The sequence below is a fragment of the Dactylosporangium sp. CA-139114 genome, from assembly GCF_050955725.1.
Lineage (GTDB): Bacteria > Actinomycetota > Actinomycetes > Mycobacteriales > Micromonosporaceae > Dactylosporangium.
Genome location: NZ_CP192080.1, coordinates 5,600,222 through 5,624,449, shown reverse-complemented (window position 1 = coordinate 5,624,449; position 24,228 = coordinate 5,600,222). Strand labels below are relative to the sequence as shown.

The following is a 24,228-nucleotide window of genomic DNA, read 5'->3' as shown; positions in this document are numbered from 1 at the left end:
GGTGCCATGAACGACATGATCGCCGAGTACCGCAGGGGAGTCCTCTACTTCGACGCCGGTGACCCCATCGAGGCCGCCAAGATCCTGTCCACCGTGCTGGACGAGGAGCCGGGCAACGCCGAGGTGCGGCTGTGGCTGGCCCGCGCCTACTTCGCGTCCGCGCAGCTCAACCGGGCTGAGACGCATCTGCGCGCGCTGGTCGACCGCGATCCGACGGACCACTACGCGTGCCACCTGCTGGGCCGCACCCTGGAGCGGCAGAGCCGCCCGCGTGAGGCACTGCCGTTCCTGCGCCTGGCCGCCGCGATGTCCTCGGTTCCCGACTATTCGGCAGCGGTACAGCGGGTAGCCGGCACGATCTGACGCGTAGCCCCCGGAGTTTGACCAGCTCGAACACGTGCGGCCAACCCGGGGGCAGCGCCGGGCCCGTTGATCGCCTACGGTGCTCACTCGTGAGGCACTATCCGTGGCGCTCGTTGCTCAAGGGCATCTGGCGGACGCTCGTCGCCCTCGTCGTGACGACGGCACTCGTCATCCTCGCCGGCATCCTGGCCGGCGGCCCGAGCTTCAAACTGCTCGCGGCCGGCCTGTTCCTGGCACTGTTCGCGGCCGTGCCCGGATACCTGCTCTACCGCGCCGGCGCCCCCGACCACACGGCCGGCAACCGCGTCGTGATGCTCCTGGCACTCATCGCCGCCTCGGTCCTGGGCGCCGTACTCGTCCTGCCCGTCTACATGTCCCGCGAGGGCGTCCCCACCGACGCCCAGGTCACGCAGGTCGTACGAGCCGTGAGCAGCGTGTCGGAGAAGCGCTTCCCGGCCTACCAGGTCACGGACCGTGCAACGGGCGAGAACCTGGGCCGCCTGCGGTTCCTGGACACCGAGCCGAAGGTCGGCGACACCGTACGTGTTCGCAAAGACCCCCACGGCTGGTTCAACGTCACGGTGGCCGACCCGACCGGCCGCTTCACCAAGCTGGCCGCCCTGATCGTCGCCGTCCTGGGCCTGGCCGCGCTCCTCCTGGGCGCGGGCGGCCACATGCCGGAGGACTGACCCGCCGGTTCCCGACACCATCGGCCCGTTGCTCTTGTTTCCGCCCGGGCGCCAGTCACCGACGGGCACAAGTCGCCGTCGGCCTGGTCCGTTCCTCGTGTTCTGCCCGGGAGGCTGTCGCCGGCGGAGCGCGAGTCGCCGTCGGCCTGGCCCGTTGCTCTTGTCCTGCCCGGGTGGCAATCACCACGGAGCGTGAGTCGCCTTCGGCCTGGCCCGTTGCTCTTGTATCCGCCCGGGCGGCTGCCGCCGACGGGAGCGCGAGTCGCCGTCGGCCTGGGCACCTAGCTCTCGTTTCCGCCCGGGCGGCAATCACCGACGAGCGCGAGTCGCCGTCGGCCTGGCCTGTCGCCGTTGTTCCCGCCGAGGCGGCAACCACCGACTTCGACGCCGCGACCTCCTGAGCGCAAGCCGCCACCGAGCCCGGCCCGGCCCGTCACGACCGTTCCGGGCTCAGGGGCCCTCGTTCCGCATCCCCACCATCACCTGGCGCAGTCAGCTGGCCGTTCGTTCTCGGCGGCGGCCGTGGTGCCCTCGTCGTGGCGCCTTGGTTGCGGTCAGTCAGAGCGTCACCGGCAGCGCGGCCGGCCCGTGGATCAGAATGCCCGTCCGCCACACCACCTCCCGCGGCGGCACCGCCAGCCGCATCCCCGGAAACGCCGCGAGCAGATCGGTGAACGCGATCTGCGCCTCCAGCCGGGCGAGCGGCGCCCCGAGGCAGTAGTGAATCCCATGCCCGAACGCCAGATGCTGGTTGTCCCCGCGGTCGAGCACGAACTCGCCCGGCTCCGGAAATCGCTCTGGGTCACGGTCCGCGGCAAGCAGTGAGATCGCCACCATCGATCCGGCCGGAATTGTGACGCCACCATACGTGACCGGTTCGGTCGCGGTCCGTGTCGTAGCCGTCTCGACGGGGCTCTCCAGGCGCAGGAACTCCTCCACCGCCGCCGGCACGAGCGAGGGATCCTCCCGCAGCCGCCGGTGCGCCTCCGGATGCGTCAGCAGCGTGTGCATCCCGTTGCTGATCAGGTTCATCGTCGTCTCGTGCCCGGCGAGCAGCAGCAGGAACGCCATCGACGTGAGCTCGTCCTCGTTGAGCCGGTCGCCCTCGTCGCGAGTCGCGATCAGCCCACTGAGCAGGTCACCCGCCGGAGCCGCCCGCTTACGCTCGATGAGCCCCAGGAGGTACCCGAGGAACGCGGCCGCCGCCTCGGGCACACCCGGCCCGCCGGCCGATGCCGAGACGAGCACCGAGGTCCACCGCCGGAAGTCGGCCTGATCCTCGATCGGCACCCCGAGCAGTTCACAGATGACCTGAATCGGCAGGTGCACCGCGTAATCCTCGACCAGCTCCGCGTCGTCGCGGCCCCGCAGCGCCTCGATCAACGCCGCGCTCAACTCTCCGACACGAGGCCGCAACTCCTCGATGCGCCGAGCCGTGAAGGCCTTCGACACCAGCCGCCGCAACCGAGTGTGATCGGGCGGATCGTACGCGAGCAGGTGCTTGGTCAACGGCGTGCTCGTCGATGCCCTGAGCTGCCGCGCGTTGTCCCCGGCCCCCTGGCGCTTCGACAGCCGCGGGTCGGTCAGCGCCGCCTTGCAGTCCGCGTACCGCGTGACGAGCCAGACCTCGATCCCGTTCGGCAACATCACCGGGTGCACGGGCGCTTCCTGGCGCAGCTGCGCGTACACGGGATGGGGGTTGTTCCAGAATTCCTGCGTGAACTGCACCGGCGTCGTCACACATCAACGGTAACCAATCAACGTCGCGGCCGGGAGTTACCGACCCGATCGTGGCAGGATGGGCGGATGGCGAGCGAGTCGAAACACATCAGCGTCCACATCGCGCGCTCGCCCGCCGAGGTCTACGAATACGCCAAGAATCCGGCCCACCTGCCGCAATGGGCGCCGGGCCTGTGCAGCGCCGTCGAGCGCGAGGGCGGTCGCTGGTTCGCGGTGTCGGGCGACAGCCGCGTCGAACTGACCTTCGCCGCCGACAACCCGTTCGGCGTGCTCGACCACGACGTCCATCTCCCGACCGGCGAGGTCTTCCGCAACCCGGTCCGCGTGGTCCCGCACGACGACGGCAGCGAACTCACCTTCACGCTGCGCCGCCGGCCCGACATGTCCGACGCCGACTTCGCCCGCGACGGCGCCCTGGTCCTGGCCGACCTGGAAGCCCTGAAGCAAATCGTCGAGTCGCGCTGAGCGCACTCCAGCCGCATCTCAAGCCACGCGGTTCGCCACTGATGCGGGTCAATTGCCGCGTTGACCGCGGTTGGAAAGCACCACGGGCGGGATGGGCGCCGCTGTTGTCAGGATCATCATCAAGACCGTCCCCGACTACGACCTGATGCGGCCGGACGCCCTGAGCGCGGCGCAAGTCGTGCCAAGCTGATCGCCGCCGAGCGTGCGAGACACCCACCAAGCCGCCATTAAGTGATCGCCAACCGTTGTGCCGTGTGCTGTACGGCATGAAGCAATCCGCGCCCAATCTCCTCGGCATCACCATCAACCACCGCTCGATGCGCGGCGACGCCCGCCGTTTCGCCGACGTCACGCGCGGCATCGCGGAAGGCCGGGTTCCCGCGACTCCCGCTCGCGCCAAGGCTATCCACCAGTACCTGACCACGCTCTGCAACGGCATCCACCACCATCACCAGGCGGAGGACGACATCCTGTGGCCGGTGCTGCAGGCCACCGCCGGCGCCGAGATCGACCTCGCTGAGCTCACCGACGACCACGCCCAGCTCGACCCGCTGCTCGACCGCATCCGCACACAGTCCGCTGCCCTCGCCGCGACGCCCGGTGACCGTGACACCGCCGCACGGCTGGCGGACTCACTGGCCACGCTGCGTGACCTCCTCGACGAGCACATCGAGGACGAGGAGCGCACGATCTTCCCGGTCATCCGCCGGTACGTCTCCGGCGAGCAGTGGCAGCGAGTCGAGGCCGGCGTCCGCAAGGGCGGCAAGATCGGCTTCGAGCTGCCGCGCATCGAGCGCTACGCCACCGCCGAGGAACTCGCCGAGCTTCTGCGCGAGGCCGGCCCGGTCCTGCGCCTGATCCTGGCGACCGTCCGCCCCGGCTTCCTCCGCCGCGAGAAGGCGATCTTCGGCTGACGCTCCCGCGGTCGCATTGCCCTTGCGGCCGTATCGCTCTCGGGGTCGCATCGCCCTCGCGGTCGCATTGCCCTTGGGGTCGCATCGCCCTCGCGGCCGTATTGCCCTCGGGGTCGCATCGCCCTCGCGGCCGTATTGCCCTCGGGGTCGTATTGCCCTCGCGGTCGCACCGCCCTCGCGGTCGCATCGCTCTCGTGGCCGCATCGCTCTCGTGGCCGCATCGCCCCTTCGGCCGCACCGCCCCGCGTGACACGAACGACACCGTCCGGCCGCCGACCAGGAGAAAGCCAACGGCCTCCGAGGCTTTCTCCGCAGCGGCCGGCCCCGGCCCCTCCACCACCACGCTCCGGTGCACCGAGGGTTTCGACCGCGTCACATCCAGGGCGTCGCGCCGGTGCGAGCGGCCAGCTCCTTCGCGGCCTCGAAGTGCGCATCCGCGGGCCGGCCGAGCGCGACCGCGAGTTTGCCGAGCACGAGATCGACCGGCGGCCCGGGCACCGTCCCGCTGGCCAGACCCACGAACTGCCCGGCCCACGGCAGCAACTGCGCGTAGCACTCAGCAGCCACCGCGACGTCACCGAGCGCGGCCGCATTCTCCCCGCGCAGCCCCATCATGGCCAGCCAGTAGTAGTCCTCCCGCACCGGGGTGTCCGGCCTCCACACCGCCCGTGCCTCGTCGAGCCGCCCGGCGTCGACGTACGCGCGGGCAATGAACTCCCCGGCCTCGGACTCCGCAGTGGACAACGTCCGTAGTGGCTCGAGCACAGGCAGGTACGTGTGCCCGAGCCCCTGCGACAGCCGGACGAAGAACACGCCGATGATGCTGACCAGGTACGCGTTCGGCTGCCCGGCCGCCTCGATCCGCTCCCCGAGCTCGGTGTAGATCCGCTCCGCGGTCGCGTGGTCCCCGGCGAACACGGCCCGGATCGCGCCGAGGATCGCCATCACGGAGAGTGTCACGCCCAGCTGGCCGGCCGTCGACTTCTCGAGCGCGCGGTCAAGGTGTTCCTGCGCGAGCCGGAGATCGTTGCGCTCCAGCGCCGCCTGGTACAGCACGTGATGCGCCTGCGCCTGGAACCCGAGCAGCCCGGCCTGCTCCGCGACCGCGAGCAGTTCCGCCCCGACCGCGGGGAGCTCATGCCGCCGCTGCGGATTGAGCACCGCGAAGTACCGTGCGTTCAGTGCCTGGCACAACACCAGAGCGTCACCTTCGCTCCTGGCGATGCGCAACGCCTCCGCGCTGGCCTCGTCGCACCGGTCGACCTCGTCGCCCTCGAGCTCGTACACCAGCGTCACGAGGATCCGCGCGCGCAGCCCGGCGGGAAGGTCGTCGCGGGCGAGGGTCCGTTCGAGCAGCTCGACGAGCGGCCGGTCGATGGCCCGGGCAACGCGGATCGACCACGCGACGGGCGCGTCGAACGCCGCGAGCGCCCGTGCGAGCGGCTCGACGTTCGCAACCGCGGCCAACGCCCGCACGAACGACTCCGACTCGCCGAGGTCGGCCGATGACCGTGCGTGCTGGCCCGGATCGCCGACGGTGTTCCAGCGTTGCGCAGCCGCCTCCGCGGCGGCCGGCCCATCGGCCGGAGAAACGGCTTCGCTACCGGCCCGTCCACGCCGGTAACCCCCACTGCGCCCGGCAGCCAGGTCCCCGGTTCCACTGCGCCCGGCAGCCAAATGCCCAATTCCACCGCGCCCGGCGCCCGGATCGGCGGCCCCACCGAGCCCGGCGCCCGGATCGATGGACCTACCGAGCCCGGCACCCGCAGTTGCGCCCCCGCCACCGCCCCCGCCGGTCAAGCCGGCGACGCCGCGAGGTTCGATGCCCGTCACCGCGGCCGCCGCCAGCACCGCGTCCCATCGCACCGTGCGGGCCCCGATCGCATCGCCGGAGTTCGCACGCGCGGACGTCAGCCCGCACAACAGATCCAGGCGCAGCGACGCGGTGTCGGCGCCCTGGTCGCCCGGCCCCGGCCGCTGCAGCCCGAGGGCATCCAGCGCCGCCGCGTACAACTGCGCCGCCTCGCGATGCGCGAAGTACGCCGCCGCCTGCCGCGCCGCCGCCGACCCGTGCCGGGCGGCGCGCACCGCCGAGGCCGGGGTCGCCGCGGCGAGCGCGTGGTGGCCGAGCGCCGCGACGTCGCCGGGGTTGGTCCGCTCCAGCACATTCAGTACGCGCTCGTGCAACCGTCGGCGACGAAGCTGTGGCATGTCGTCGTAGAGCACATCCCGTAGCAGTGCGTGACCGAAGCGGACACGGCCGGGCGAGGGCTCCTCCAGCAGCCCGGCCAGCACTCCCGCCTCGAGGCCGTCGAGCACGGCGTCCTCGTCCTCGGTGAACGCCTCCGACAGCACGTCGATGTCGACGTCACGCCCGAGGATCGAGGCATGCCGCAGTACCGTCTGCGCCGCCGCCGGCAGCCGCGCCAGCCGTCGCCGGAGAACGTGCCCGATGCCGGCCGGAATCGCCCACACCGCGCTGCCCGCGCCCTCCGCGGAGATCAGCCGTGCCGTCTCCGCCAGGAACAGCGGGTTCCCACCGGTGCGCTCGTGCACGACCGCCGCGACCTCGGCATCAACCGGCGCGCCGAGATGCCCGGCCAGCACCCGCGCCGCGGCGTCCGCCCCGAGCCCGCCGAGCAGCAGCTCCATCGACCGCGGGCCGGCCAGCGCGGCGCGGGCGGCCCCGAGCTGCGGATGGTCTTCGCCGGTGCGGAACGTGGCGACGATGAGCACGGAGCGTCCCGCGAGGGCGACGGCGACGTGCCGCAACACCTGCAGCGTCTCACCATCGGCGCGGTGTACGTCGTCGAGCACGACGAGCAACGCACCGCCGGTCCCGAGCCGCTCGCCGACGGCCTGTGCGAGTTGGAACTGATCCGCTGCGGCGCGTACGCCCGGCCTCGTCGCGCCCGCGAACCGGCCCGCCCCGGAGGACCCGTCGGACGGCGACGTCGATCGCAACGCGTCCGGGGGGACGCTGCCGCGCGGCGACGGTGAGCGACGGGACTGGGCGCCGTCACCGTGTGCCGGGGTGGCGGTGGGCCGGCCCGCACTCGTTGGCCCGCCCGGCAGCGAGGCGGGGCGGAACGGGTCCGCCGCGGTGCCTCCGGCCGGCTCCGGCGAGCGACTGGACCGGGCCGCGCCGGCGCGCCCCTCCGGGAGCGGTGAGAGCCGTTCGTCGCCCATCGCGCCCTGAGCGTCCGACTCCCAGCCGGCGAGTACCTCGGTCCAGGCCCAGGCCGGCGGCGCCCCGTCGACCTCGGGGCAGCGACCCCAGGCGACCTGCCAGCCACGCGCCGCCATCGTCGCCGAGAACGTCCGGACCAGCGTGGACTTCCCGGCGCCCGCCTCCCCGCCGACCCACACGATCCGCAGGCCGTCGCGCTGCACCGCCTCCGCGGCCGCGCCGAGGGCCGCGAGCTCCGCGTCGCGTCCGACGGCCTCGGTGCCCTGCGGCGACTCGGGCGTCTGGCCGTGGACGGCGACGGCGTCCTCGCGCCCGCCGGGATCGCTCCGCGTGGCCGACGGCTCGCGCTCAGCGTCGATCGTGACGTCCGGCCGGCGATCCGCGGCGGGCGCGGACGGCGGTGGCGGAGCGTCGGCGGACAGGTGCTCCGCGTGTGCGAGGACGTCCGCTTCGAGGGCGCGAAGAGCCGGGCCAGGGTCGACGCCCAGCTCGTCGGCGAGGCGGTCGCGGGCCTGCCGCAGCACGGCGAGGGCCTCGGCCTGCCGTCCCGCCCGGTACAGCGCGGTGGCCAGCACATGCACGGCCTCCTCGCGCAGCGGGTGCTCCTGTACGTGCCGGTCGAGTTCCGGCACGACGAGGGCCGCCCGCCCGAGCCGCAGGGCGACGCGCCCGGCCGCCTCCACGCAGGCGAGGCGCAGCTCCTCGAGGCGGGCCGCCTCGGGGGTCGCCCAGCTCTCGTCGGCGAACTCGGCGTACGCGGGACCGGCCCACGCGTCGAGCGCCGCCCGCAGCAGCCGGTCCGCCTCCCGCGGGTCGGACTCGCTCAGCTCGCTCCCGCGTCGCAGGAGCGACTCGAACCGCCACGCGTCGACCTGCTCGTCCGGCAACCGCAGCGCGTACCCGGGCGCCATCGACACCACGACCGTCGCCGGTGTGCGCGGGGCGCGTCCGGGTTCGAGCGCGCGGCGGAGGTTCGAGACGTACACCTGCAGGGCCGCGAGCGCCTTCGGCGGCGGCTCGCCCTGCCACAGGTCGTCGATGAAGCGGTCCGTCGGCACGACGTGTCCGCCCGCGGCCGCGAGCCGGGCCAGCACCGCCCGCTGCCGCGGCCCGCCCGCGTCGGCCGGGCTGCCGCCGACCTCGATCCGCAGCGGCCCCAGCACGTCGACGCGCACGGTCAGTGTCCGGTTACTCCCCGCCGCGCGACCGGAAGCCGCGGCCGATCCGTCAAAGCGGTCACCGCCGCGCGCCGCATCAATCACGGAACGTCACGAACATCGGAGCTCACTTACCGTCGGCGCCAGAAACAGGTATCTCCCGGCATCCGATCATGGTCCCACCGTGCGGACAACCGATCTGCGGAGATCGGACACCCGCTTTGCCCCGGCGCGCGCAGATCCGGCTCGCCCAGCGGTGCGCAAGTGTCCGGTGTGGCAACCCGAAGCGCGCGATCCGTGACGCGGCGTGACGCGGCGTGACGCGGCTCGCGCACCGGACTCGGAGAACACGGTGCGTGCGTGCCGGAGTGCGGCTGGAACGGAGCGTGCACGCCGGAATGTGGACGAAACCGGAGCGTGCCTGTGCCGGGGAGGCGGAGAAGCCCGGACTCCCTGCGGAGGCCGAGCCCGGCAACGCCTCGGGCCGCGAAGTGCCATGCACGGCACGATCACCCGTTGGTGCCGGTCGGCGTTCACCCGTCCGTGTTCCAGGTGATGCGGCGCCGGGCGGGCGCAGCGACATGACCGACCCGGGGAGAGCGGCGCGGCCTGGCAGCACGGCGAACCGGCGGACCGGCCGCGAGGCTCAGCCGAACGGACCTGACCGCCCGGGGAGCAGCGCGAATCGGTGGAGCGAACCGACCCCCGGGGAGCAGCGCGAATCGGTGGAGCGAACCGACCCCCGGGGAGCAGCGCGAATCAGTGGAACGAACTGCCCGCCCCGGGAGCGCGGCTCAGTGGAACAGCGAACTGACGGACTCGCCGTTGTGGATGCGGCGCATCGCCTCGGCCATCGCCGGCGCGATCGACAGCACGCGGAGCTTCGGGACCCATTTGTCCTTCGGCAGTGGGACGCTGTTGGTGCACACGATCTCCAGGACGTCCTCCTGGGCCTGCAGGCGTTGCAGAGCGTCAGCGGTGAAGAGACCGTGCGTACACGCCACCCGGATGCTCGCCACGCCCCGCTCGCGCAGCCGGTCGATGAGCTCGAACACCGTGCTGCCGCGGGCGATCTCGTCGTCCAGGACGATCACGTCGCGGCCCTCGATGTCGCCGATCACGGTGCTGATGACCACGCGATCGTCGGAGAAGCGTTGCTTGGCGCCGGCTGCAACCGGTACCGACAACATGCGCGCGAATGCCGAAGCGGGCTTCGCGTTGCCCAGGTCCGGTGACACGACGACGGCGTTGGACAGGTCGTGGCCGCGGAAGTGGCCGGCCAGCTCGCGCAGCGCGTGCAGGTGGTCGACCGGGACCGAGAAGAAGCCGTGGACCTGGGGCGAGTGCAACGTCAGCGTGAGCACGCGGCTCGCACCGGCGGCCGTGAGCAGGTCGGCGACCAGGCGCCCGCCGATCGAGATGCGCGGTTCATCCTTTTTGTCGGATCGGGCGTACGCGTAGTGCGACATGACCACCGTGGTCCGCGCGGCCGACGCGCCGCGTGCGGCGTCCAGCATGAGCAGCAGTTCGACGAGGTGCTCCTGCACCGGCGGCACCAGCGGCTGGATCAGGAACACGTCCCGCTCGCGGCAGTTGGCCCGCAGTTGTACCTCAAGACAGTCATTGGCGAAACGATCTACCCGAACGGGCAGCAGCGGCACCTCGAGCTGCGCGCAGATCTCCTCCGCGAGCTCGGGATGCGCGCTGCCACTGAACACGGCGATGTCGCGCACGAGCGGGACTCCTCGAAGCCGGGGCGTGGTCACCCCGTTGATACCACACCCATTCGGCGTGCTCGCTGCTGCGGCGCATCGTCTGCCGGGCAGCGTCCTCGCAGAACGTAACGGTCGACGAACTGGGCCACGGCGTCACGCACCGGAAGCGGCGCGCCACTGCGGGCGAGCACCGATTGGGCCGCCGTGAAACATGCGAGCGCGGCGGCCGCCGTCGCCGGGTCGGCGAGGCCGTCGCGGGCGGCGGCGAGCCAGTCGCGGTGCCGGCGCAGCGGCGAGCGCAGGTGCTCGGTGGCGTCGGCCGCGGCCTGCGAACCCTCCGGATCGTCGAGGAGCGCGGTGACCACGGCCGCGGGCACCACCCAGTCGTCCCCGGCCTGCTGATCGATCATCCGCAACTCCAGGTAGCCGCGCGGTCGCACCGGCGGTACCAGGGTGCCGAGGTGGCGCTCCAGGTCGGTGAGCGTCACGGGGCGTGGGCCGTGCCCGCGCAGCCAGTCACGCATGGTCAGCCCGTTGGGCACGTGCCAGCGCTCGCCCGGCCCGGCGGCCGGGTCGTCGTCGGCCGGCGCGACCATCGCGACCTTCGCGGCGAGCGCGTAGCGGGCCCAGGCCTTGCGCGGGTCGTCGGTGCGCCGCGGCGCGCGGGTGCGGCTGGCGTCGGTGCCGAATCGCAGGGCCTGGCGGTAGGAGGCCCAGCGGCGCCCGGCGCGGGTGACGTGCGGGGAGTTCGCGAAGGCCGCCATCATGACCGGGCCGATCGCGTCCGCGAGCCACCAGCGCCGCGCGAAGTGCGACCAGTCGTCGGTTTCGGCGCCCGATCCATCGGTACCGGCGTCAAGGCACACCTGGATCGAAGCGGAATTGGTCATCACGGTGCGTCCCCGGGGGCCCGAGCGGTCGTGGTACTCGGCCAGCGCCACATAGCGTGGATGATCCGTCACCAACCGCGGCCGGCGCACCGTGTCGAGGCCGGTCCCGTCAAGGTGCAGCCCCTGCTCGGCCAGCGTCGCCCGGACCAGCGCCAGGTCGCCCGCGAGCGCGCTGAGGCACTCCGTCAGCGACGCGCCAACCGCGCTGGACAGCTCCAGCTGGCCGCCCGGCTCGACCGTCACCGCGCTGCCGCCCGGCAGCGGGTTGCCCAGATGCGCCACCAGCCCGAGCAGCCGGGCCGGCGCCGGGCGATGCAGCGGCCGACGCGGATCACGCACGCAGTACTCGAGCTCCACCCCCACGCGCCCGACCGGACCGACCCGGAACCCGGCGGCGGCGACGTACGCGGAGGCGGTCGTCTCGGTGAGGAGGATGGCGGATGTCGTGTCGTTCACGGCGGCCTCCCGGAAGAAGGGTGCGTGCTACCCAGGGTGGTGTTACGGATGAGGTAAGTGATCGTTCAGGTGCGACCAGCCAGGCGGCGGGGCGTCGCACATGGGAAGGCGGTGCGGCGGTGCATCTTGGTAAGTGGCGGGGTGTTACGCGCGAAGCGGGCGGGTTGGAGCGGTAAAGCGGTGGTCGGTGCAGGGTGCGGCGGCGAACCCGGCCGGCGGCGGGGTGCCGGGCGAGGTGCATTCAATTAGGGGGTCATTCGGGCGTTCTGTCCAGCGCTCGAGGGCAACGTGCGATGAACTCTGGATGGGAAGCCGCTGGAAGTCGGCAAGATCTGCGGTCCTCGCCCCCGGCCGCGCCAGATCTTGCACCGACCGCGATTTCGTGTCAACCGCGCGCCGTTGATCGATGTTCATCGGTGTAGAAGAATCGATTTCCGGGCGGCCCGTGAAAGCGTTTTCTCTGGTACCGCCGCTGCGCATCCCGGTCGCCGGACCGGCCGGAATTCACGACAGCTGAATTTCTCGGGTGACGTATTTGGATGCATTCCAGAACAACATTTCCGCGAGCATTGCGGAGCGTATCGACTCCGGCACTTCAGGCGTTCGCGTCTCCTCTGCCGCGCCCACCTTGCACGCCCGTGCCGTCCGTGATGGTCCGGTCGCACGGCGCGTCCTCGGCGGCTTGCCTTGTGTCGTGGGTCTGGATCGCGGACGGTCCTCGGTTGTGTATCGCGGCGCGGCGCGCGCCGGACCCCGGTGTGTCGTGCTCCCGGATCGCAGACAGTCCTCGAACGGCGTCTCACGGTCGCGGTGCCGTGCGGTGTGCGCTGACCGCCGCGAGTGGTGGGTGTGCTGGGCCGCCCGCACCGGGGCGACGAAGCCATCTGGCGACCGCGCGGTCGAGGGGCGCGCTTGGGCTGACTTGAGCCCGCCCGGTCTGAGCTCCGATTCGTCCGGGTCCCTGGTGTGACTTGTCCGGCTCCAGCACGACCTCGCCGCCGTCGGTTCCTGGTCCGACTCATTCGCATCGCGATCGCCAGGCCGGCCACATGGTCCCCGGTCGGCGGTGACTGAGCTCGCGGTCGGGCGTGTTGGCGCCATCGGGTGGCGGCTCCTTGATGAGCACTACCGCCCGGGCACCCTCGCCGTGGAGGCGGCCCGCACCGGCTGGGTACCGCCCGACGTGCGGCACGTCCCGGCGGCTGCGGCTGGCCGGCTGGCCGGGATTGTGTGGCCGCCGCCCCGGTGCGACCGTCCAGCGGTGTCGAACGCGTCAGCGTCCTACGGCGCCGAATGCGCCAGCGTCCGACATCTGGCCGACCGCGCGGCCAGGTTCATCACATCATGTAGTAGTCAACAAACTACTGATCGTGTTGAGAATGTGGGCGACCGGCAATTCGCCGACGTGTTCAGCCGGTACTTCCCTCACTACATCCGGCCGACACATTCCCGTTCCCGGAAATTTCGCCCGTCGCCCGGCCCCGAGGGTGGTGTCCCTCCGGGGCCGGGCCCGTGGGCACTACCAGGGACTGGCGAAATCCTGGGTCCAGAAGGGCACGCCGCGGGAGTTGTAGACCACGGCGACGCCGACGTTACGGAACCGGCAGTTGAGGATGTTGGCCCGGTGGCCGGGGCTGTTCATCCACGCGTTCATGACGGCCCGTGCGTCCCGCTGGCCCCAGGCGATGTTCTCGCCGTAGGAGGACCAGCGGTACCCGGCGGCCCTCACCCGGCTGCCGGGTGAGCCGCCACCGGGCGACCCGTGCGAGAAGTAGCCACGTCCGGCCATGTCCCGCGAGTGCGACCACGCGGCGGAACTCAGGCGTGGGCTCGAGGTCACCGGCCCGCAACCGGCCCGTGCGCGAACGCTGTTGGTCAGGGCGATGACTCCACGAGCCATACCGTAGTCACCGGCGAACGCCGGCCCGGCTTGGACCGACGCACCCGCCGCGACCGCACCCGCGACGAGCGTCATGGCGACACCCTTCCGGAATCCCATCTCACCTCCACGAAGTAGGGCAGATGGCCTGAAAGTAAGCAGGATTCGACTTTCCGTACCGAGTCTTGGTGAAATGCCGCGTTCGCACTTTTGGTGCGCTAAGGAGCGCTTGGCGGACGCCCTGCCGCGGCTCCGGATTTCACTCGTCAGGGTGACGCGCCGGCTACGACAGGTAGCCCTAACTTCGGCCGACTGCCGCGGCCGCCGCAAGCACCATCGGTGGTGGCGACGTTGCCGACGGTTAGGGTCGAGGCGGCGAACAGTCGGCGTCCGGGGCGCGCCGGCGTTGGATAGCCGGGCGGCGTCAGCGATGGAAGGAACCTCCGTCCCGCACCGGGTCCGGCTGGCCGTCAGGTCACGATGCGCTCCGGGACGCGGCGGCATCGGGGGAGTCGGGCGGGCGTCGGCGGTAGTTGAGGCCGCCGTTCCGGCAACGTGGTCAGCCGACGGCGGCGGTCACGATGCGCTCCGGGGCCACGCCGGCATCGCGAAGCCGGGCGGCGTCCGCGGCGGTCGAGGCCGCCGTCCCGGCGACGAACGCGGTGTATTCGGACCAGTCGCGGCCGTCGCCGGTGAAGTGGTCGCGGATGACGTGGGTGCCGGGCGGGGCGAGGTCGGCCAGGCGGTACACGTCGCGTTCGATCGGCGTCGGCCAGTGCACGACCACTTCGCGCTCGGTGCTGGCCGGTGCGGCGCAGCGTAGCGCGATCAAGGTGGCTCGGATCGGGGCGATGGCGTCACGGTCGGCGATCAGGAGCAGCGGACGGTGATCGTCCAGCGGTGCCGGGTCGCCGACGGGGAGGTGCAAGGTGACGCGGTCGCCGGGGGTGGTGCGCTCCACCAGGTCGGCGCCTACGGGATCGTCGCGGTGGAGCGGGATGTGCAGCTCGACGGTGCGGTCCGTGTTCGGCAGGTTGCCCACCCAGCACTCGCGCCGACGGCCGGGGAGGCGGCGGACCTCGGCCACGGCGCGTGTGCCGGGTGGACACGGGTACGGCAGATAGGTCCGCAGTCGCAGCACCGCGAGGTCGGCGCGCAGGCGGTCGTGACTGGTCACGACGGCGCTCCAGCGGACCGGTTCGTGGGCCGCGCCGGTCGCGCCGCCGGCCGTCCAGCGGGCGGCGAGTCGTCCGGCGTCGCGCAGGGCCGCCTCTTCGTCGGCGCGGAGTGCAGGGGCGGGCGGGTTGGCGCGCAGGGCGTCGATGAGCAGGATCGCCAGGGCCTCGAGGCGCTGGGGCGGTACGCCGAGGGCGGTGATCGCGGGGCCCAGGTCGGCGCAGCGGGCGGCCACCACGCCGGGGTTGCCGAGGTTGTCGACCAGCCAGGTCACCGCCTCGCGGACCGTTTCGCGGCGAGCCGCGGGGTCGGTCGGCAGGAGGGCGTGCAGGTCGTCGAGGGCGTGCCGTTCGCTCGGTGCCGCCAGGCCGCCGATGGATTCCCAGGTGCGGGTCGGCCGGCCGCCGCGGACCAGGGTGAGTGGCGAGTCGACTCGTGGCGGGGCCGGCGGTCGATCGCCGGTGTCGGTGGGCTGGGTGGGTGTTCGGTCCGTAGTGCCGATGCCTACCCAGGGTGCCGACAACCGTGACAGGCGTGGATTGGCTGTCTCAGGAACAATCGGTGTCGATGCGGGCGCGGAGGGTGACGGATCAAGCCGGGTGTCGGGGGTTGAGGTCGGATCGGTGGTGGTTGCTGGGGCTGGCGGCGCTGGAGGTGGTGGTGGAGGTGATGGCGGTCGTGAGGCGGATGGTGGCTGCGGCGTGGACGGGAGTGGCTGAGCCGGCGCGGAAGGTGGCTGTGAGGTTGGCGAAGGTGGCTGCTGCGGGGATGACGGCGGCTCCGGCTCCGTCGGCGGAGGCGGCGGGAGTGGTGACGGTGGAGAAGTGGTGGGTGCAAGGGGAGAGGGTGGCACAGCGGCCGGCGGGAACAGTGGTGGTGGGGAAACGGCGAGTGGCGGTGGTGGCGGTGGGGAAGTGGCCGGTGGCAACGGTGGTCGTGAGGAAGCGGTGAGTGGCGGTGGTGGTGCGGGGGAAGTGGCCGGTGGGAGTGGCGACAGTGGGGAAGCGTTCGGTGACTGTGGGGTGAGTGGGGGAGGGGGTGGCGTTGGGAGAGTTGGGCACTGGCGCGGGTTGCGTTGCGGTGTCGTCAGTCTCGCCAGGATTTGGGTCAACGCCGCATCCATCGCCTGGTTTGAGCGGTCCAGGAGGTCGGTCAGGACGTGTTGGAGCATTGCCGCACCGGTGGGAGTTCCGGTGCGGAAGCCGTCTGTGGAGGCCGGAGGACGGGAGGCGGCGGTGGAAGTCGACGCGGCGGCCGAGGTGGAGGCGGCGGTCGGGGCCGAGGTGCGACCCGGGGTGGCTGCAGAGCCGGCAGCGGAAGACGGCACCCCAGCGGAAGACGGGACCCCAGCGGAAGACGGGACCCCAGCGGAAGACGCGACCCCGGTGGAAGACGAGCCGGCGGCCGAAGATGGCCGAGTGGTGGAAGGTGGGACAGCGGCAGATGGCGCGCCGGCCGCCGAGGATGGGCCGGCGGAAGCAGACCAGCCGGCCGCCGTAGGCGGGCCGGCGGAAGCAGACGGGCCCGCCGCTGCAGGTGGGCCGGCAGCAGCAGACAGACCCGTGGTGGCCGAGGACCGGGCCGTGGAGGGGCCGGGCGCGCTCGAAGAGCCTCCGGTGATCGAACGGGCCGGGCCTGGCGAGCCGGGCGGGCCTGCCGTCGGGCCGATCATGGTCACCCTCTGAGTCTGCGACGCTGTGATCTTCGGCGACGAAGGAAGACGAGAGAAGGCGAGAGAAAGGGCGCAACCCGGCCGGTGTCCCAGCGCAGAGGCCGCAGCGCCGTCCGAAGTCGCGCGTGTCGGCGTGCGGCGAACAGCGGCACCTGGTCGTCCACGCCCGTCCTGGTGCCGAAGCGGGTGAGCGCTCGCGTAGTCCCCAGCCGGGAGTGCCGCCCGCAGAGCGTCCTGCGTCGCCGTTCGTGCCGGTCGCTCGCACAGCGGCGTCGGGGCCGCGATCTCCCGCCGGACCACGTCCGCCGCGCCCAGCAGCGCCGCCGCGTGCCCGGGTCCGCGGACCGGAGGCGGCACTCGGCCAAGGCCTCCAGGGCGCTCGCCGTCCGCCAGCGGTCGCCCACCCGCCGGTGGATGGCCAGGCTCGCGTGCAGCCGCTCGGCGGCCGGCGCCAGACGGTCCTAGATCGACCCGCGCCAGCAGGTCCTGGGCGAGGCGCACGAGCATCAGCGGTACATCGGCCACGGAAGCGGCATCGAGGGCTTCCAGTGGCGTGTCGAAGCCGCTCAGGTCCGGGCGGCGGGCCACGCCGAGCGCGCCGAGCACGAAGCCCGCCGGGTCGCGGCTGTCCATCGTGGACAGATCCACGAACCGCACCGGGCCGGGCGCGGCGGCCGCCACGGCGATCGCGAGGCGGGTCTTGCCGCTGCCGGCCGGGCCGGCGAGGGTCAGCAGGCGGCCGTCCGCGCCGAGCAGACGGGTGGCGAGCCGCACCTGGGCATCCCGCCCGACCGGCGAGGTGAGCGGGGCCGGAAGGCTGGCCGCCGGATCCGGCCGGAGACTGTAGCGTTGCGGGTATGAAGATCGCGATCGCTTCCTGAGGGCGCCGTGGCGTTTCTGGTGGAGATGCCCGACGGCGGGTACCTCGAGGTCGAGGAGCGCGACGGCGTCGCCCCCGAGGACGAGCGGGTCGTCGGGGTGCTCGCCGCCTCGCCGCTGGAGGGCACCGGGCTCATCACGTTCGGTGCCGTCGTGCGGGCTGGGCTCAGCGAGTCGGAGCAGGACGAATTCGCCGACTGGCTCTACGACCGCGTCGTGATGTTCGCCGAGCTCGGCGGGGAGATCGACGGATGGTCACCGCGGGAGGACGGTACGTGGGAGATCCGCGCATTGTCCCCGCTGGGCGATCCTCCGGACGCGCTGCCCGGCAGCGACGAACGTCACTGATCCGCGCTGAACGGAGGATGAACACCGGGCCACCCGGACGGCGTGGCACCGATTACGCTGGCGGTCGATGGCGATGACGATCGAGGTCCAGGGCGCGGGGCGGCAGCTCAGCGTCGGGGCCGCCACCGACGTCGGCCGGCGGTATCCGGCCAACTTCGACGTGCTGCACGCCGCCGAGCTGCAGCGCCGTCCGGGGTTGTGCGCGGTCGTCGCCGACGGGATGGGCGCCGGCGAGGGCAGCCGCACCGCCGGGCGCATGGCCGTCGACATCTTCACCGCGGCCGTGCAGCAGCACCGCGGCCCGTTCGAGCCGACGCCGCTGTTCGCCGCCATCGCCGAGGCGCAGCGCCGTGTCCGCGCCGCCGGGCAGGAGCTGCGCGAGCTCACCGGGTGCACGCTCACCGCCCTCGTCGCCGACGCGACGGGCGCGTGGGTCACGCAGATCGGGGACAGCCGGGTGTACCGGCTGCGCGGCGGCCTGCTCGAACTGCTCACGGTCGATCACACCGCGGCGTGGCTCGGGGCCGTGCACGGCTGGTATCCGGCCGACTCCCCGCAGGCGGCCGCCGCGCGCTATCAGCTGCACCGGTTCATCGGCCACCCCGGGCTGCCCGAGCCCGACGTGCTGAGCGTGACCATGTTCCCCGGCGACGTGTACTGCCTGTGCACCGACGGGATCGCGGAGCAGGTGCCGTACCAGGTCATGGAACGCACCCTCGGCTCCGGGCAGTCCCCGGACGTGATGGCCTCGGCCCTGGTGGCCGCGTCCCTGGAGGCGGGCGGGCGGGACAACGCCACGACGGTCGTGGTGAAGGTCGCCTGAGCTGTTGCGGGCCGGTCGCTTCCTCGCGGTGCGGCGTGCGGCTAGAGTGGCGTGCGGGTTGATCTGCATATGGCGGATCGGATAGAGCCACTCGGAAGGATCGCGATGTCCGACGGACCGGACCCGGCGCTGGCGCGGCGGCGGCTCATGCTGACGCTGCGCGGCTTCCGCAGCGGCGCGGGCGCCACCCAGACCGAGGTCGCGGCCGACATGGAGTGGTCGCAGTCGAAGGTCGTGCGGGTCGAGAACGGCGAGGTCGGCATCTCGGCCACGGATCTGCGGGCGCTGCTGTCGTTCTACGGCGTGACCGACCACGACACGATCGACGAGCTGCTGAGGCTGGCCCGGGCCGCGCGCAAGCAGCCGTTCGCGCCGTTCGCCGACGTGCTGTCCGGCGACTTCAAGCGCTACCTGGGCTACGAGGCCGCGGCGCAGACCGTCTACCACTTCGAGCTCAGCGTCATCCCGGGCCTGCTGCAGACCGCGGCGTACACGCGCGCCGTCATCCAGATGTACAACCCGGACGAGCCGGAGCCGCGCCGCCGCAAGCGCGAGGAGCTCAAGGCCAAGCGCCAGGAGCTGCTCGACCGCGACGAGCGCCCCGAGCTGTGGTTCATCCTCGACGAGGGCGCGCTGCGCCGGCTCGTCGGCGCCGAGGCGGGCTCGCCCGCGCTGATGCTGGAGCAGCTCGACCACATCGTCGCGCTCGCCGAGCGCCCGCGCTGCCATGTGCAGGTCGTGCGCTTCGACGCCGGTGCGCACCCGGGCATGGCCGGGCCGTTCGCGGTGCTCGAGTTCGCGGACTCCTCCGACGAGCGGATTCTCTACCTCGAGAACGCCAACGGCGACGTGACCATCCGCGACGCGACCGAGCTGACGGCGCGGTACCTCGACGTGTTCCGTGAGCTGCAGGACCGGGCCACGGCGCCGGGCAAGCTCCGCGACGTGATGTCGGAGATCAAGGCCGCGCTCGTCGCGGACGCCGAGGCCGCGCTCGTCGCGGACGCCGAGGCCGCGCGGCACTGACTCAGCCTTTCGGGCCACCCATTCCGGGTCCGGGCGCTTCTACGATGAACCAGGCCATCGAGAGTGGTCGTTGGATTCGTCGGGCGGACGGGGGAACGTGGTGGACGAGCGGGTGAGGAGCCGTGGCTGGATGCGCAGTTCCGCGAGCATCAACGGCAACTGTGTCGAGTTCGCGCAGGACGGCCGGGAGGTGCTGGTGCGGGACTCGAAGGCGCCCGGCGGGGTGCTGCTGCGCTTCTCGGGCGAGGCGTGGAACCGGTTCGTGCGGGCCGTGGCCGCGGGCGTCCTGTAGGCGTCACAGGCTCCCGGCGACGACGCGCATCGCCGCCGTCAGGTCCTGGGCGGTGGGGGCGTCGTCCTCGTCGATGAGCACCTGGGTCAGGACCCCGCTGATGAGGGCCTGGTAGAACGACCCGACCTGGGCGGCGCGGGCCGGCTCGGCCTCGGGGTCGATGCCGTGGAACACCTGCGCCCAGAGGCCGCGGGCGTCGCGCATGCCCTCGACGAGCAGCCGCCGGACCTCCTCGGACCGGTCCATCTCCAGGAATGCGTCGAATGTCGCCATCATCAGCGGGCGGTGCTGCTTGACGCTGTCGATCATGTACTCCCAGTATCGCTCGAAGCGCTCCGCGCCGGTGAGCCCGTCGGCGTCGGCCGACATCACCGCCTGGGCCAGTGACATGCCCCAGTTCTCGACCGCTCGCTCGAGGGCCGCCGTCATCAGCTTCGCCATGCCGCCGTAGTGGTAGCCGATCGAGCCGAGGTTGGTCCCGGACGCCTCGACGACGTCGCGCGCGGTGGTCCGGGCGTAGCCCTTCTCGTAGATGCAGCGAACCGCGCCCTCGAGCAGGTCCTCGCGATGTCCCATGGCCGTGATCATACTGGACACCCGTGCTATACATCCGTGCTACACGCACGTTCTATACAACCGTGTAGAACGCGTGTATGGTCTCCCCATGGACATCCTCATCTCAGGGGCCAGCGTCGCGGGGCCCGCCCTGGCGTTGTGGCTGCAGCGATACGGCCACGACGTGACCGTCGTGGAGAAGGCACCGGCGCTGCGGGGCGGCGGCTACGCGGTCGACTTCCGCGGACCGGTGCACCTGCGGACCCTGCAACGCATGGGCCTGCGCGACGCCCTCGAGGCGCGCGCCACGCACATGGGCGACATCGCGATCGTGGACGCCACCGGGCAGCGGGTCGCGGCGCTGCCCGCCTCGGTGTTCAGTGGCGACCTGGAAGTGCTGCGCGGCGACCTCGCCGAGGTGTTGTACTGCGCGACCCGCGACCGGGTGCGATACCGCTTCGGCGACCAGATCACCGCGATCGAGCAGGACGAGCACGGGGTCGAGGTGGCCTTCGGCAGCGGGGCGGCGGAGCGTTTCGACCTGGTGGTGGGGTGCGACGGGGTGCACTCCGGGGTGCGGCGGCTCGTGTTCGGCGACGATCCGGCGCACCGCCGCCCGCTCGGGGTCTACGGCGGCGTCTTCACCATGCCGGGCACGATGGGCCTGCGGCGCAGCGGGGTCATGTACAACGAGCCCGGCCGCGCCATCACGGTGACGTCCCCGCACGGTGACCAGATCGTGTCGATGAGCTTCTACGAGCCCGGGCTCGAGTTCGACCACCGCGACGTGGACGGGCAGCGGCGGATCGTGGCCGAGCGGTTCGCCGGCGCCGGGTGGCGGACGGCGGAGCTGCTCCAGGCGATGGGGCGCGCCGAGGACTTCTGGTTCGACTCCACCACCCAGATCCACCTGGACCGCTGGTCACGGGGGCGGGTCGTGCTGCTCGGCGACGCCGGCTATGCGGGCGGGCCCGGCGGCAACGGCACCGGCCTGGCCGTCGTCGGTGCGCACGTGCTCGCGGGCGAGCTGGACCGGGCGCGGGGCGAGCACGGGGTGGCGCTGCGCCGGTATGAGGAGCTGATGCGGCCCTATGTGGCGACGTGCCAGCGGCAGAGCGGCGGGAGTCCCGACTTCCTGGTGCCGACGAGCTGGAAGAAGATCGCGCAGCGGAACCGGTTCTTCAGGGCGATGCGGTATGTCCCGGTGGCGCCCCGCCTCGTCCGGCACTTCGCGACGAAGACGGCCACGGCGTTCGACCTGCCCGACTACGACCTGCCGGCGCTCGTCTGACCGGCACCCGAGGGCTTGCCGGCGAAGGGCGGCTCGACGGTCGCGTCGCCGGCCGTGAGCGAGCCCTTTGTGAGTGGCGTGACGGAGAAGCGCACCGTGCTGCCGGCGCCGCGCCGGGGCCTTGGTGGCGGCCGGGATCGTGGTCGTCGCGGTGCGTCGGTGACCGCGGCGCTCCGCCGCACCCCGGCGAACGCCGGACCGGGCGGGCCGGGCGCCGGTCAGGCCGGGCGCCGGTCAGGCCGATCCGAGTGGCCTGGCTCACACGCAAGGTGCTCGCGGGAACAAGGGGCACCGTTTGTAACTTAAGCCTGACACGCTCAACCTACTGATGGCAGGTGTGTCCTGATGGCAACGCTCCCTGTTCTTCCGCTCAACGACGACGTCCTGCTCCCGGGCATGGTCATTCCCGTGACGCTCGACGCCTCCACGCAGGCTGCCGTCGACGCGGCTCGGGCCGGCGGCGACCAGCGGGTCCTCGCGGTGCCGCGGGTCGACGGCGCATACGGTTCGCACGGCGTCATCGCCGTGCTCGAGAAGGTCGGGCGGCTGCCCAGCGGCGAGCCCGCGGCCGTGATCCGCGGCGTGGACCGCGCGCGGATCGGCGCGGGAGTGCCCGGGCCCGGGGCGGCGCTGTGGGTCGAGGCGACGCTCGCCAGCGAGCCGGCGCCGGCCGGGAAGGCGCGGGAGCTGGCCCGCGAGTACAAGGCGCTGGTCATCGGCGTGCTGCAGGAGCGCGGCGCGTGGCAGGTCATCGACACCGTCGAGAAGATCACCGACCTGTCCGAGCTCGCCGACTCCGCCGGCTACGCGCCGTGGCTGACGCTCGCCCAGAAGGTCCAGCTGCTGGAGGCGCCCGACGTCACCGCGCGGCTGGAGCTGCTGGTGGAGTGGGCCCGGGCGCACGCGGCCGAGCAGCAGGTCAACGAGAAGATCAACCACGACGTGCGCGAGGGGCTGGAGAAGACGCAGCGCGAGTTCCTGCTGCGCCAGCAGCTCGCCGCGATCCGCAAGGAGCTCGGCGAGGACGAGCCCGACGGCTCCGCCGACTACCGGGCCCGGGTCGAGGCCGCCGAGCTGCCCGAGAAGGTGAAGGAGGCCGCGCTGCGCGAGGTCGGCCGGCTCGAGCGGGCCAGCGACCAGTCGCCCGAGGCGGGCTGGATCCGTACCTGGCTCGACACGGTGCTGGAGATGCCGTGGAACGAGCGGACCGAGGACAACACCGACCTCGCAGCCGCGCGGGCGGTGCTCGACGCCGACCACGCCGGCCTGGCGGACGTGAAGGACCGGATCCTCGAATACCTCGCGGTGCGCAACCGCCGCGCCGAGAAGAACCTGCAGGTCGTCGGCGGCCGCGGCTCCGGCGCGGTGCTGGCCCTCGCGGGCCCTCCCGGGGTCGGCAAGACCAGCCTCGGCGAGTCCGTCGCCCGGGCGCTGGGCCGCAAGTTCGTGCGGGTGTCGCTCGGCGGCGTGCGCGACGAGGCCGAGATCCGCGGGCACCGGCGCACCTACGTCGGCGCGCTGCCGGGCCGCATCGTGCGCGCCCTGCGCGAGGCCGGCTCGATGAACCCGGTCGTGCTGCTCGACGAGGTCGACAAGCTGGCCGCCGGCTACGCCGGCGACCCGGCCGCGGCCCTGCTCGAGGTGCTCGACCCGGCGCAGAACCACACCTTCCGCGACCACTACCTCGAGGTCGACCTCGACCTGTCCGACGTGCTCTTCCTGGCCACGGCGAACGTGGTCGAGACCATCCCCGGCCCGCTGCTGGACCGCATGGAGCTGGTGGCGCTGGACGGGTACACCGAGCAGGAGAAGGTCGCCATCGCCCGCGACCACCTGCTGCCCCGGCAGCTGGAGCGGGCCGGGCTCGAGGCCGCGGACTTCACGATCACCGACGAGGCGCTCGGCCGCATCGCCGGCGAGCACACCCGCGAGGCCGGCGTCCGCCAGCTCGAGCGGGCGCTCGCGAAGATCCTGCGCAAGGTCGCCGTCGCGCTCGCGACCGACCCGGCGCCGGTGCGGGTGGGGGTCGACGAGGTCGCGACCTACCTGGGCCGGGCCCGGTTCACGCCCGAGTCCGCCGAGCGCACCGCCGTGCCCGGCGTGGCGACCGGCCTGGCGGTGACCGGGGCGGGCGGCGACGTGCTGTTCATCGAGGCGACCTCGATGGAGGGCGAGCCCGGCCTGACCCTGACCGGCCAGCTCGGCGACGTGATGAAGGAGTCGGCGCACATCGCGCTGTCCTACCTGCGCTCCAACGGCCGCCGGCTCGGCATCGACCCGAACCAGCTCGCCGGCCGGCGCATCCACCTGCACGTCCCGGCCGGGGCGGTGCCGAAGGACGGGCCGAGCGCGGGCATCACCATGGTCACGGCGCTGGCGTCGCTGGCCACGGGGCGGCCGGTGCGCCCGGAGTTCGGGATGACCGGCGAGGTCACGCTGGCCGGCCGGGTCCTGCCCATCGGCGGGGTGAAGCAGAAGCTGCTCGCCGCGCACCGGGCCGGGCTGACCGAGGTCATCATCCCGAAGCGCAACGAGCCCGACCTGGACGACCTGCCCGAGGAGGTGCGCGGCCAGCTGACCGTGCACGCCCTGGCCGACGTCGCCGACGTGCTGGCGCTGGCCCTGCGGCCGGCGCCGGAGGACAGCGACGGCCCGGCGGTCCCGGACTTCGTGCCCGCGGCCGTCTGACCGCTCACCTGACCGGCCCG

At 72.5% G+C, this 24,228-nt stretch carries 19 protein-coding genes; 12 read left to right on the top strand and 7 right to left on the bottom strand.

The window, feature by feature from the left end:
* Positions 1 to 6 precede the first annotated feature (6 nt).
* Entirely contained in the window at positions 7 to 363 is a 357-nt protein-coding gene (locus tag ACQP2P_RS24665; protein WP_350619296.1) for a tetratricopeptide repeat protein, read from the top strand.
* Positions 364 to 452: 89 nt separating this feature from the next.
* Positions 453 to 1,052, top strand: a complete 600-nt coding sequence (locus ACQP2P_RS24660) for a hypothetical protein (protein WP_433604443.1) — start codon at positions 453 to 455, stop codon at positions 1,050 to 1,052.
* 558 nt (positions 1,053 to 1,610) lie between these two features.
* Here the strand turns inward: ACQP2P_RS24660 and ACQP2P_RS24655 are convergent.
* Positions 1,611 to 2,792 (bottom strand): cytochrome P450 family protein, encoded by a 1,182-nt coding sequence (locus ACQP2P_RS24655; RefSeq protein ID WP_433604441.1) that lies wholly within the window; start codon positions 2,790 to 2,792, stop codon positions 1,611 to 1,613.
* A gap of 66 nt (positions 2,793 to 2,858) precedes the next feature.
* On the opposite strand from ACQP2P_RS24655, the gene ACQP2P_RS24650 reads away from it, so the two are divergent.
* Entirely contained in the window at positions 2,859 to 3,257 is a 399-nt protein-coding gene (locus ACQP2P_RS24650) for an SRPBCC family protein (RefSeq protein ID WP_433604439.1), read from the top strand.
* A gap of 266 nt (positions 3,258 to 3,523) precedes the next feature.
* A complete protein-coding gene (locus ACQP2P_RS24645; protein WP_433604437.1) occupies positions 3,524 to 4,171 on the top strand; it encodes a hemerythrin domain-containing protein in 648 nt (215 codons plus the stop codon).
* Between the two features lie 372 nt (positions 4,172 to 4,543).
* Here ACQP2P_RS24645 and ACQP2P_RS24640 read toward each other — a convergent pair whose 3' ends face one another.
* The 5 genes from ACQP2P_RS24640 to ACQP2P_RS24620 form a co-directional block, all read right to left on the bottom strand.
* Positions 4,544 to 8,536 (bottom strand): BTAD domain-containing putative transcriptional regulator, encoded by a 3,993-nt coding sequence (locus ACQP2P_RS24640; protein WP_433604435.1) that lies wholly within the window; start codon positions 8,534 to 8,536, stop codon positions 4,544 to 4,546.
* 776 nt (positions 8,537 to 9,312) lie between these two features.
* Positions 9,313 to 10,251 carry a ribose-phosphate diphosphokinase gene (locus tag ACQP2P_RS24635; RefSeq protein WP_433604433.1) on the bottom strand — a complete coding sequence of 313 codons (939 nt, stop codon included), beginning with the start codon at positions 10,249 to 10,251 and terminating at the stop codon, positions 9,313 to 9,315.
* A gap of 29 nt (positions 10,252 to 10,280) precedes the next feature.
* Positions 10,281 to 11,579 (bottom strand): glutamate-cysteine ligase family protein, encoded by a 1,299-nt coding sequence (locus ACQP2P_RS24630; RefSeq protein WP_433604431.1) that lies wholly within the window; start codon positions 11,577 to 11,579, stop codon positions 10,281 to 10,283.
* A 1,519-nt stretch (positions 11,580 to 13,098) separates the two neighbouring features.
* Positions 13,099 to 13,479: a CAP domain-containing protein gene (locus ACQP2P_RS24625; RefSeq protein ID WP_433619245.1), complete on the bottom strand. Its 381-nt coding sequence runs from the start codon at positions 13,477 to 13,479 to the stop codon at positions 13,099 to 13,101.
* A gap of 538 nt (positions 13,480 to 14,017) precedes the next feature.
* Entirely contained in the window at positions 14,018 to 15,157 is a 1,140-nt protein-coding gene (locus ACQP2P_RS24620) for a hypothetical protein (protein ID WP_433604429.1), read from the bottom strand.
* Between the two features lie 11 nt (positions 15,158 to 15,168).
* Here ACQP2P_RS24620 and ACQP2P_RS24615 point away from each other — a divergent pair, with 11 nt between their 5' ends.
* From ACQP2P_RS24615 to ACQP2P_RS24590, 6 genes are all read left to right on the top strand, one after another.
* The gene (locus ACQP2P_RS24615; RefSeq protein WP_433604427.1) at positions 15,169 to 15,585 is read left to right on the top strand and encodes a hypothetical protein; all 417 of its coding nucleotides are present in this window, start codon (positions 15,169 to 15,171) and stop codon (positions 15,583 to 15,585) included.
* Positions 15,586 to 15,869: 284 nt separating this feature from the next.
* Positions 15,870 to 16,319, top strand: a complete 450-nt coding sequence (locus tag ACQP2P_RS24610) for a hypothetical protein (RefSeq protein ID WP_433604425.1) — start codon at positions 15,870 to 15,872, stop codon at positions 16,317 to 16,319.
* An 875-nt stretch (positions 16,320 to 17,194) separates the two neighbouring features.
* Positions 17,195 to 17,533, top strand: coding sequence for a hypothetical protein (locus ACQP2P_RS24605; protein WP_433604423.1), 339 nt, complete (start codon positions 17,195 to 17,197; stop codon positions 17,531 to 17,533).
* Positions 17,534 to 17,600: 67 nt separating this feature from the next.
* The gene (locus ACQP2P_RS24600) at positions 17,601 to 18,356 is read left to right on the top strand and encodes a PP2C family protein-serine/threonine phosphatase (RefSeq protein WP_433604421.1); all 756 of its coding nucleotides are present in this window, start codon (positions 17,601 to 17,603) and stop codon (positions 18,354 to 18,356) included.
* 105 nt (positions 18,357 to 18,461) lie between these two features.
* Positions 18,462 to 19,382 (top strand): helix-turn-helix domain-containing protein, encoded by a 921-nt coding sequence (locus ACQP2P_RS24595; RefSeq protein WP_433604419.1) that lies wholly within the window; start codon positions 18,462 to 18,464, stop codon positions 19,380 to 19,382.
* A 130-nt stretch (positions 19,383 to 19,512) separates the two neighbouring features.
* Complete coding sequence (locus ACQP2P_RS24590) at positions 19,513 to 19,674, top strand: DUF397 domain-containing protein (RefSeq protein ID WP_433604417.1); 162 nt, start codon at positions 19,513 to 19,515, stop codon at positions 19,672 to 19,674.
* A gap of 3 nt (positions 19,675 to 19,677) precedes the next feature.
* Here the strand turns inward: ACQP2P_RS24590 and ACQP2P_RS24585 are convergent, their stop codons facing one another.
* On the bottom strand, positions 19,678 to 20,250 hold the full coding sequence (locus ACQP2P_RS24585) for a TetR/AcrR family transcriptional regulator (protein WP_433604415.1): 573 nt from the start codon (positions 20,248 to 20,250) through the stop codon (positions 19,678 to 19,680).
* An 88-nt stretch (positions 20,251 to 20,338) separates the two neighbouring features.
* Here ACQP2P_RS24585 and ACQP2P_RS24580 point away from each other — a divergent pair, with 88 nt between their 5' ends.
* Complete coding sequence (locus tag ACQP2P_RS24580; RefSeq protein WP_433604413.1) at positions 20,339 to 21,520, top strand: FAD-dependent monooxygenase; 1,182 nt, start codon at positions 20,339 to 20,341, stop codon at positions 21,518 to 21,520.
* Between the two features lie 345 nt (positions 21,521 to 21,865).
* Positions 21,866 to 24,208, top strand: a complete 2,343-nt coding sequence (gene lon, locus ACQP2P_RS24575) for an endopeptidase La (protein ID WP_433604411.1) — start codon at positions 21,866 to 21,868, stop codon at positions 24,206 to 24,208.
* Positions 24,209 to 24,228: the final 20 nt, after the last annotated feature.

Bases quoted from the DNA above. Each gene is read 5' to 3' on its own strand.
- ACQP2P_RS24665 (WP_350619296.1), top strand. From the start codon at position 7: ATGAACGACATGATCGCCGAGTACCGCAGGGGAGTCCTCTACTTCGAC.
- ACQP2P_RS24650 (WP_433604439.1), top strand. From the start codon at position 2,859: ATGGCGAGCGAGTCGAAACACATCAGCGTCCACATCGCGCGCTCGCCC.
- ACQP2P_RS24645 (WP_433604437.1), top strand. From the start codon at position 3,524: ATGAAGCAATCCGCGCCCAATCTCCTCGGCATCACCATCAACCACCGC.
- ACQP2P_RS24625 (WP_433619245.1), bottom strand. From the start codon at position 13,479: ATGGCTCGTGGAGTCATCGCCCTGACCAACAGCGTTCGCGCACGGGCC.
- ACQP2P_RS24600 (WP_433604421.1), top strand. From the start codon at position 17,601: ATGGCGATGACGATCGAGGTCCAGGGCGCGGGGCGGCAGCTCAGCGTC.
- ACQP2P_RS24595 (WP_433604419.1), top strand. From the start codon at position 18,462: ATGTCCGACGGACCGGACCCGGCGCTGGCGCGGCGGCGGCTCATGCTG.
- ACQP2P_RS24590 (WP_433604417.1), top strand. From the start codon at position 19,513: ATGCGCAGTTCCGCGAGCATCAACGGCAACTGTGTCGAGTTCGCGCAG.
- ACQP2P_RS24585 (WP_433604415.1), bottom strand. From the start codon at position 20,250: ATGGGACATCGCGAGGACCTGCTCGAGGGCGCGGTTCGCTGCATCTAC.
- ACQP2P_RS24580 (WP_433604413.1), top strand. From the start codon at position 20,339: ATGGACATCCTCATCTCAGGGGCCAGCGTCGCGGGGCCCGCCCTGGCG.
- lon (WP_433604411.1), top strand. From the start codon at position 21,866: ATGGCAACGCTCCCTGTTCTTCCGCTCAACGACGACGTCCTGCTCCCG.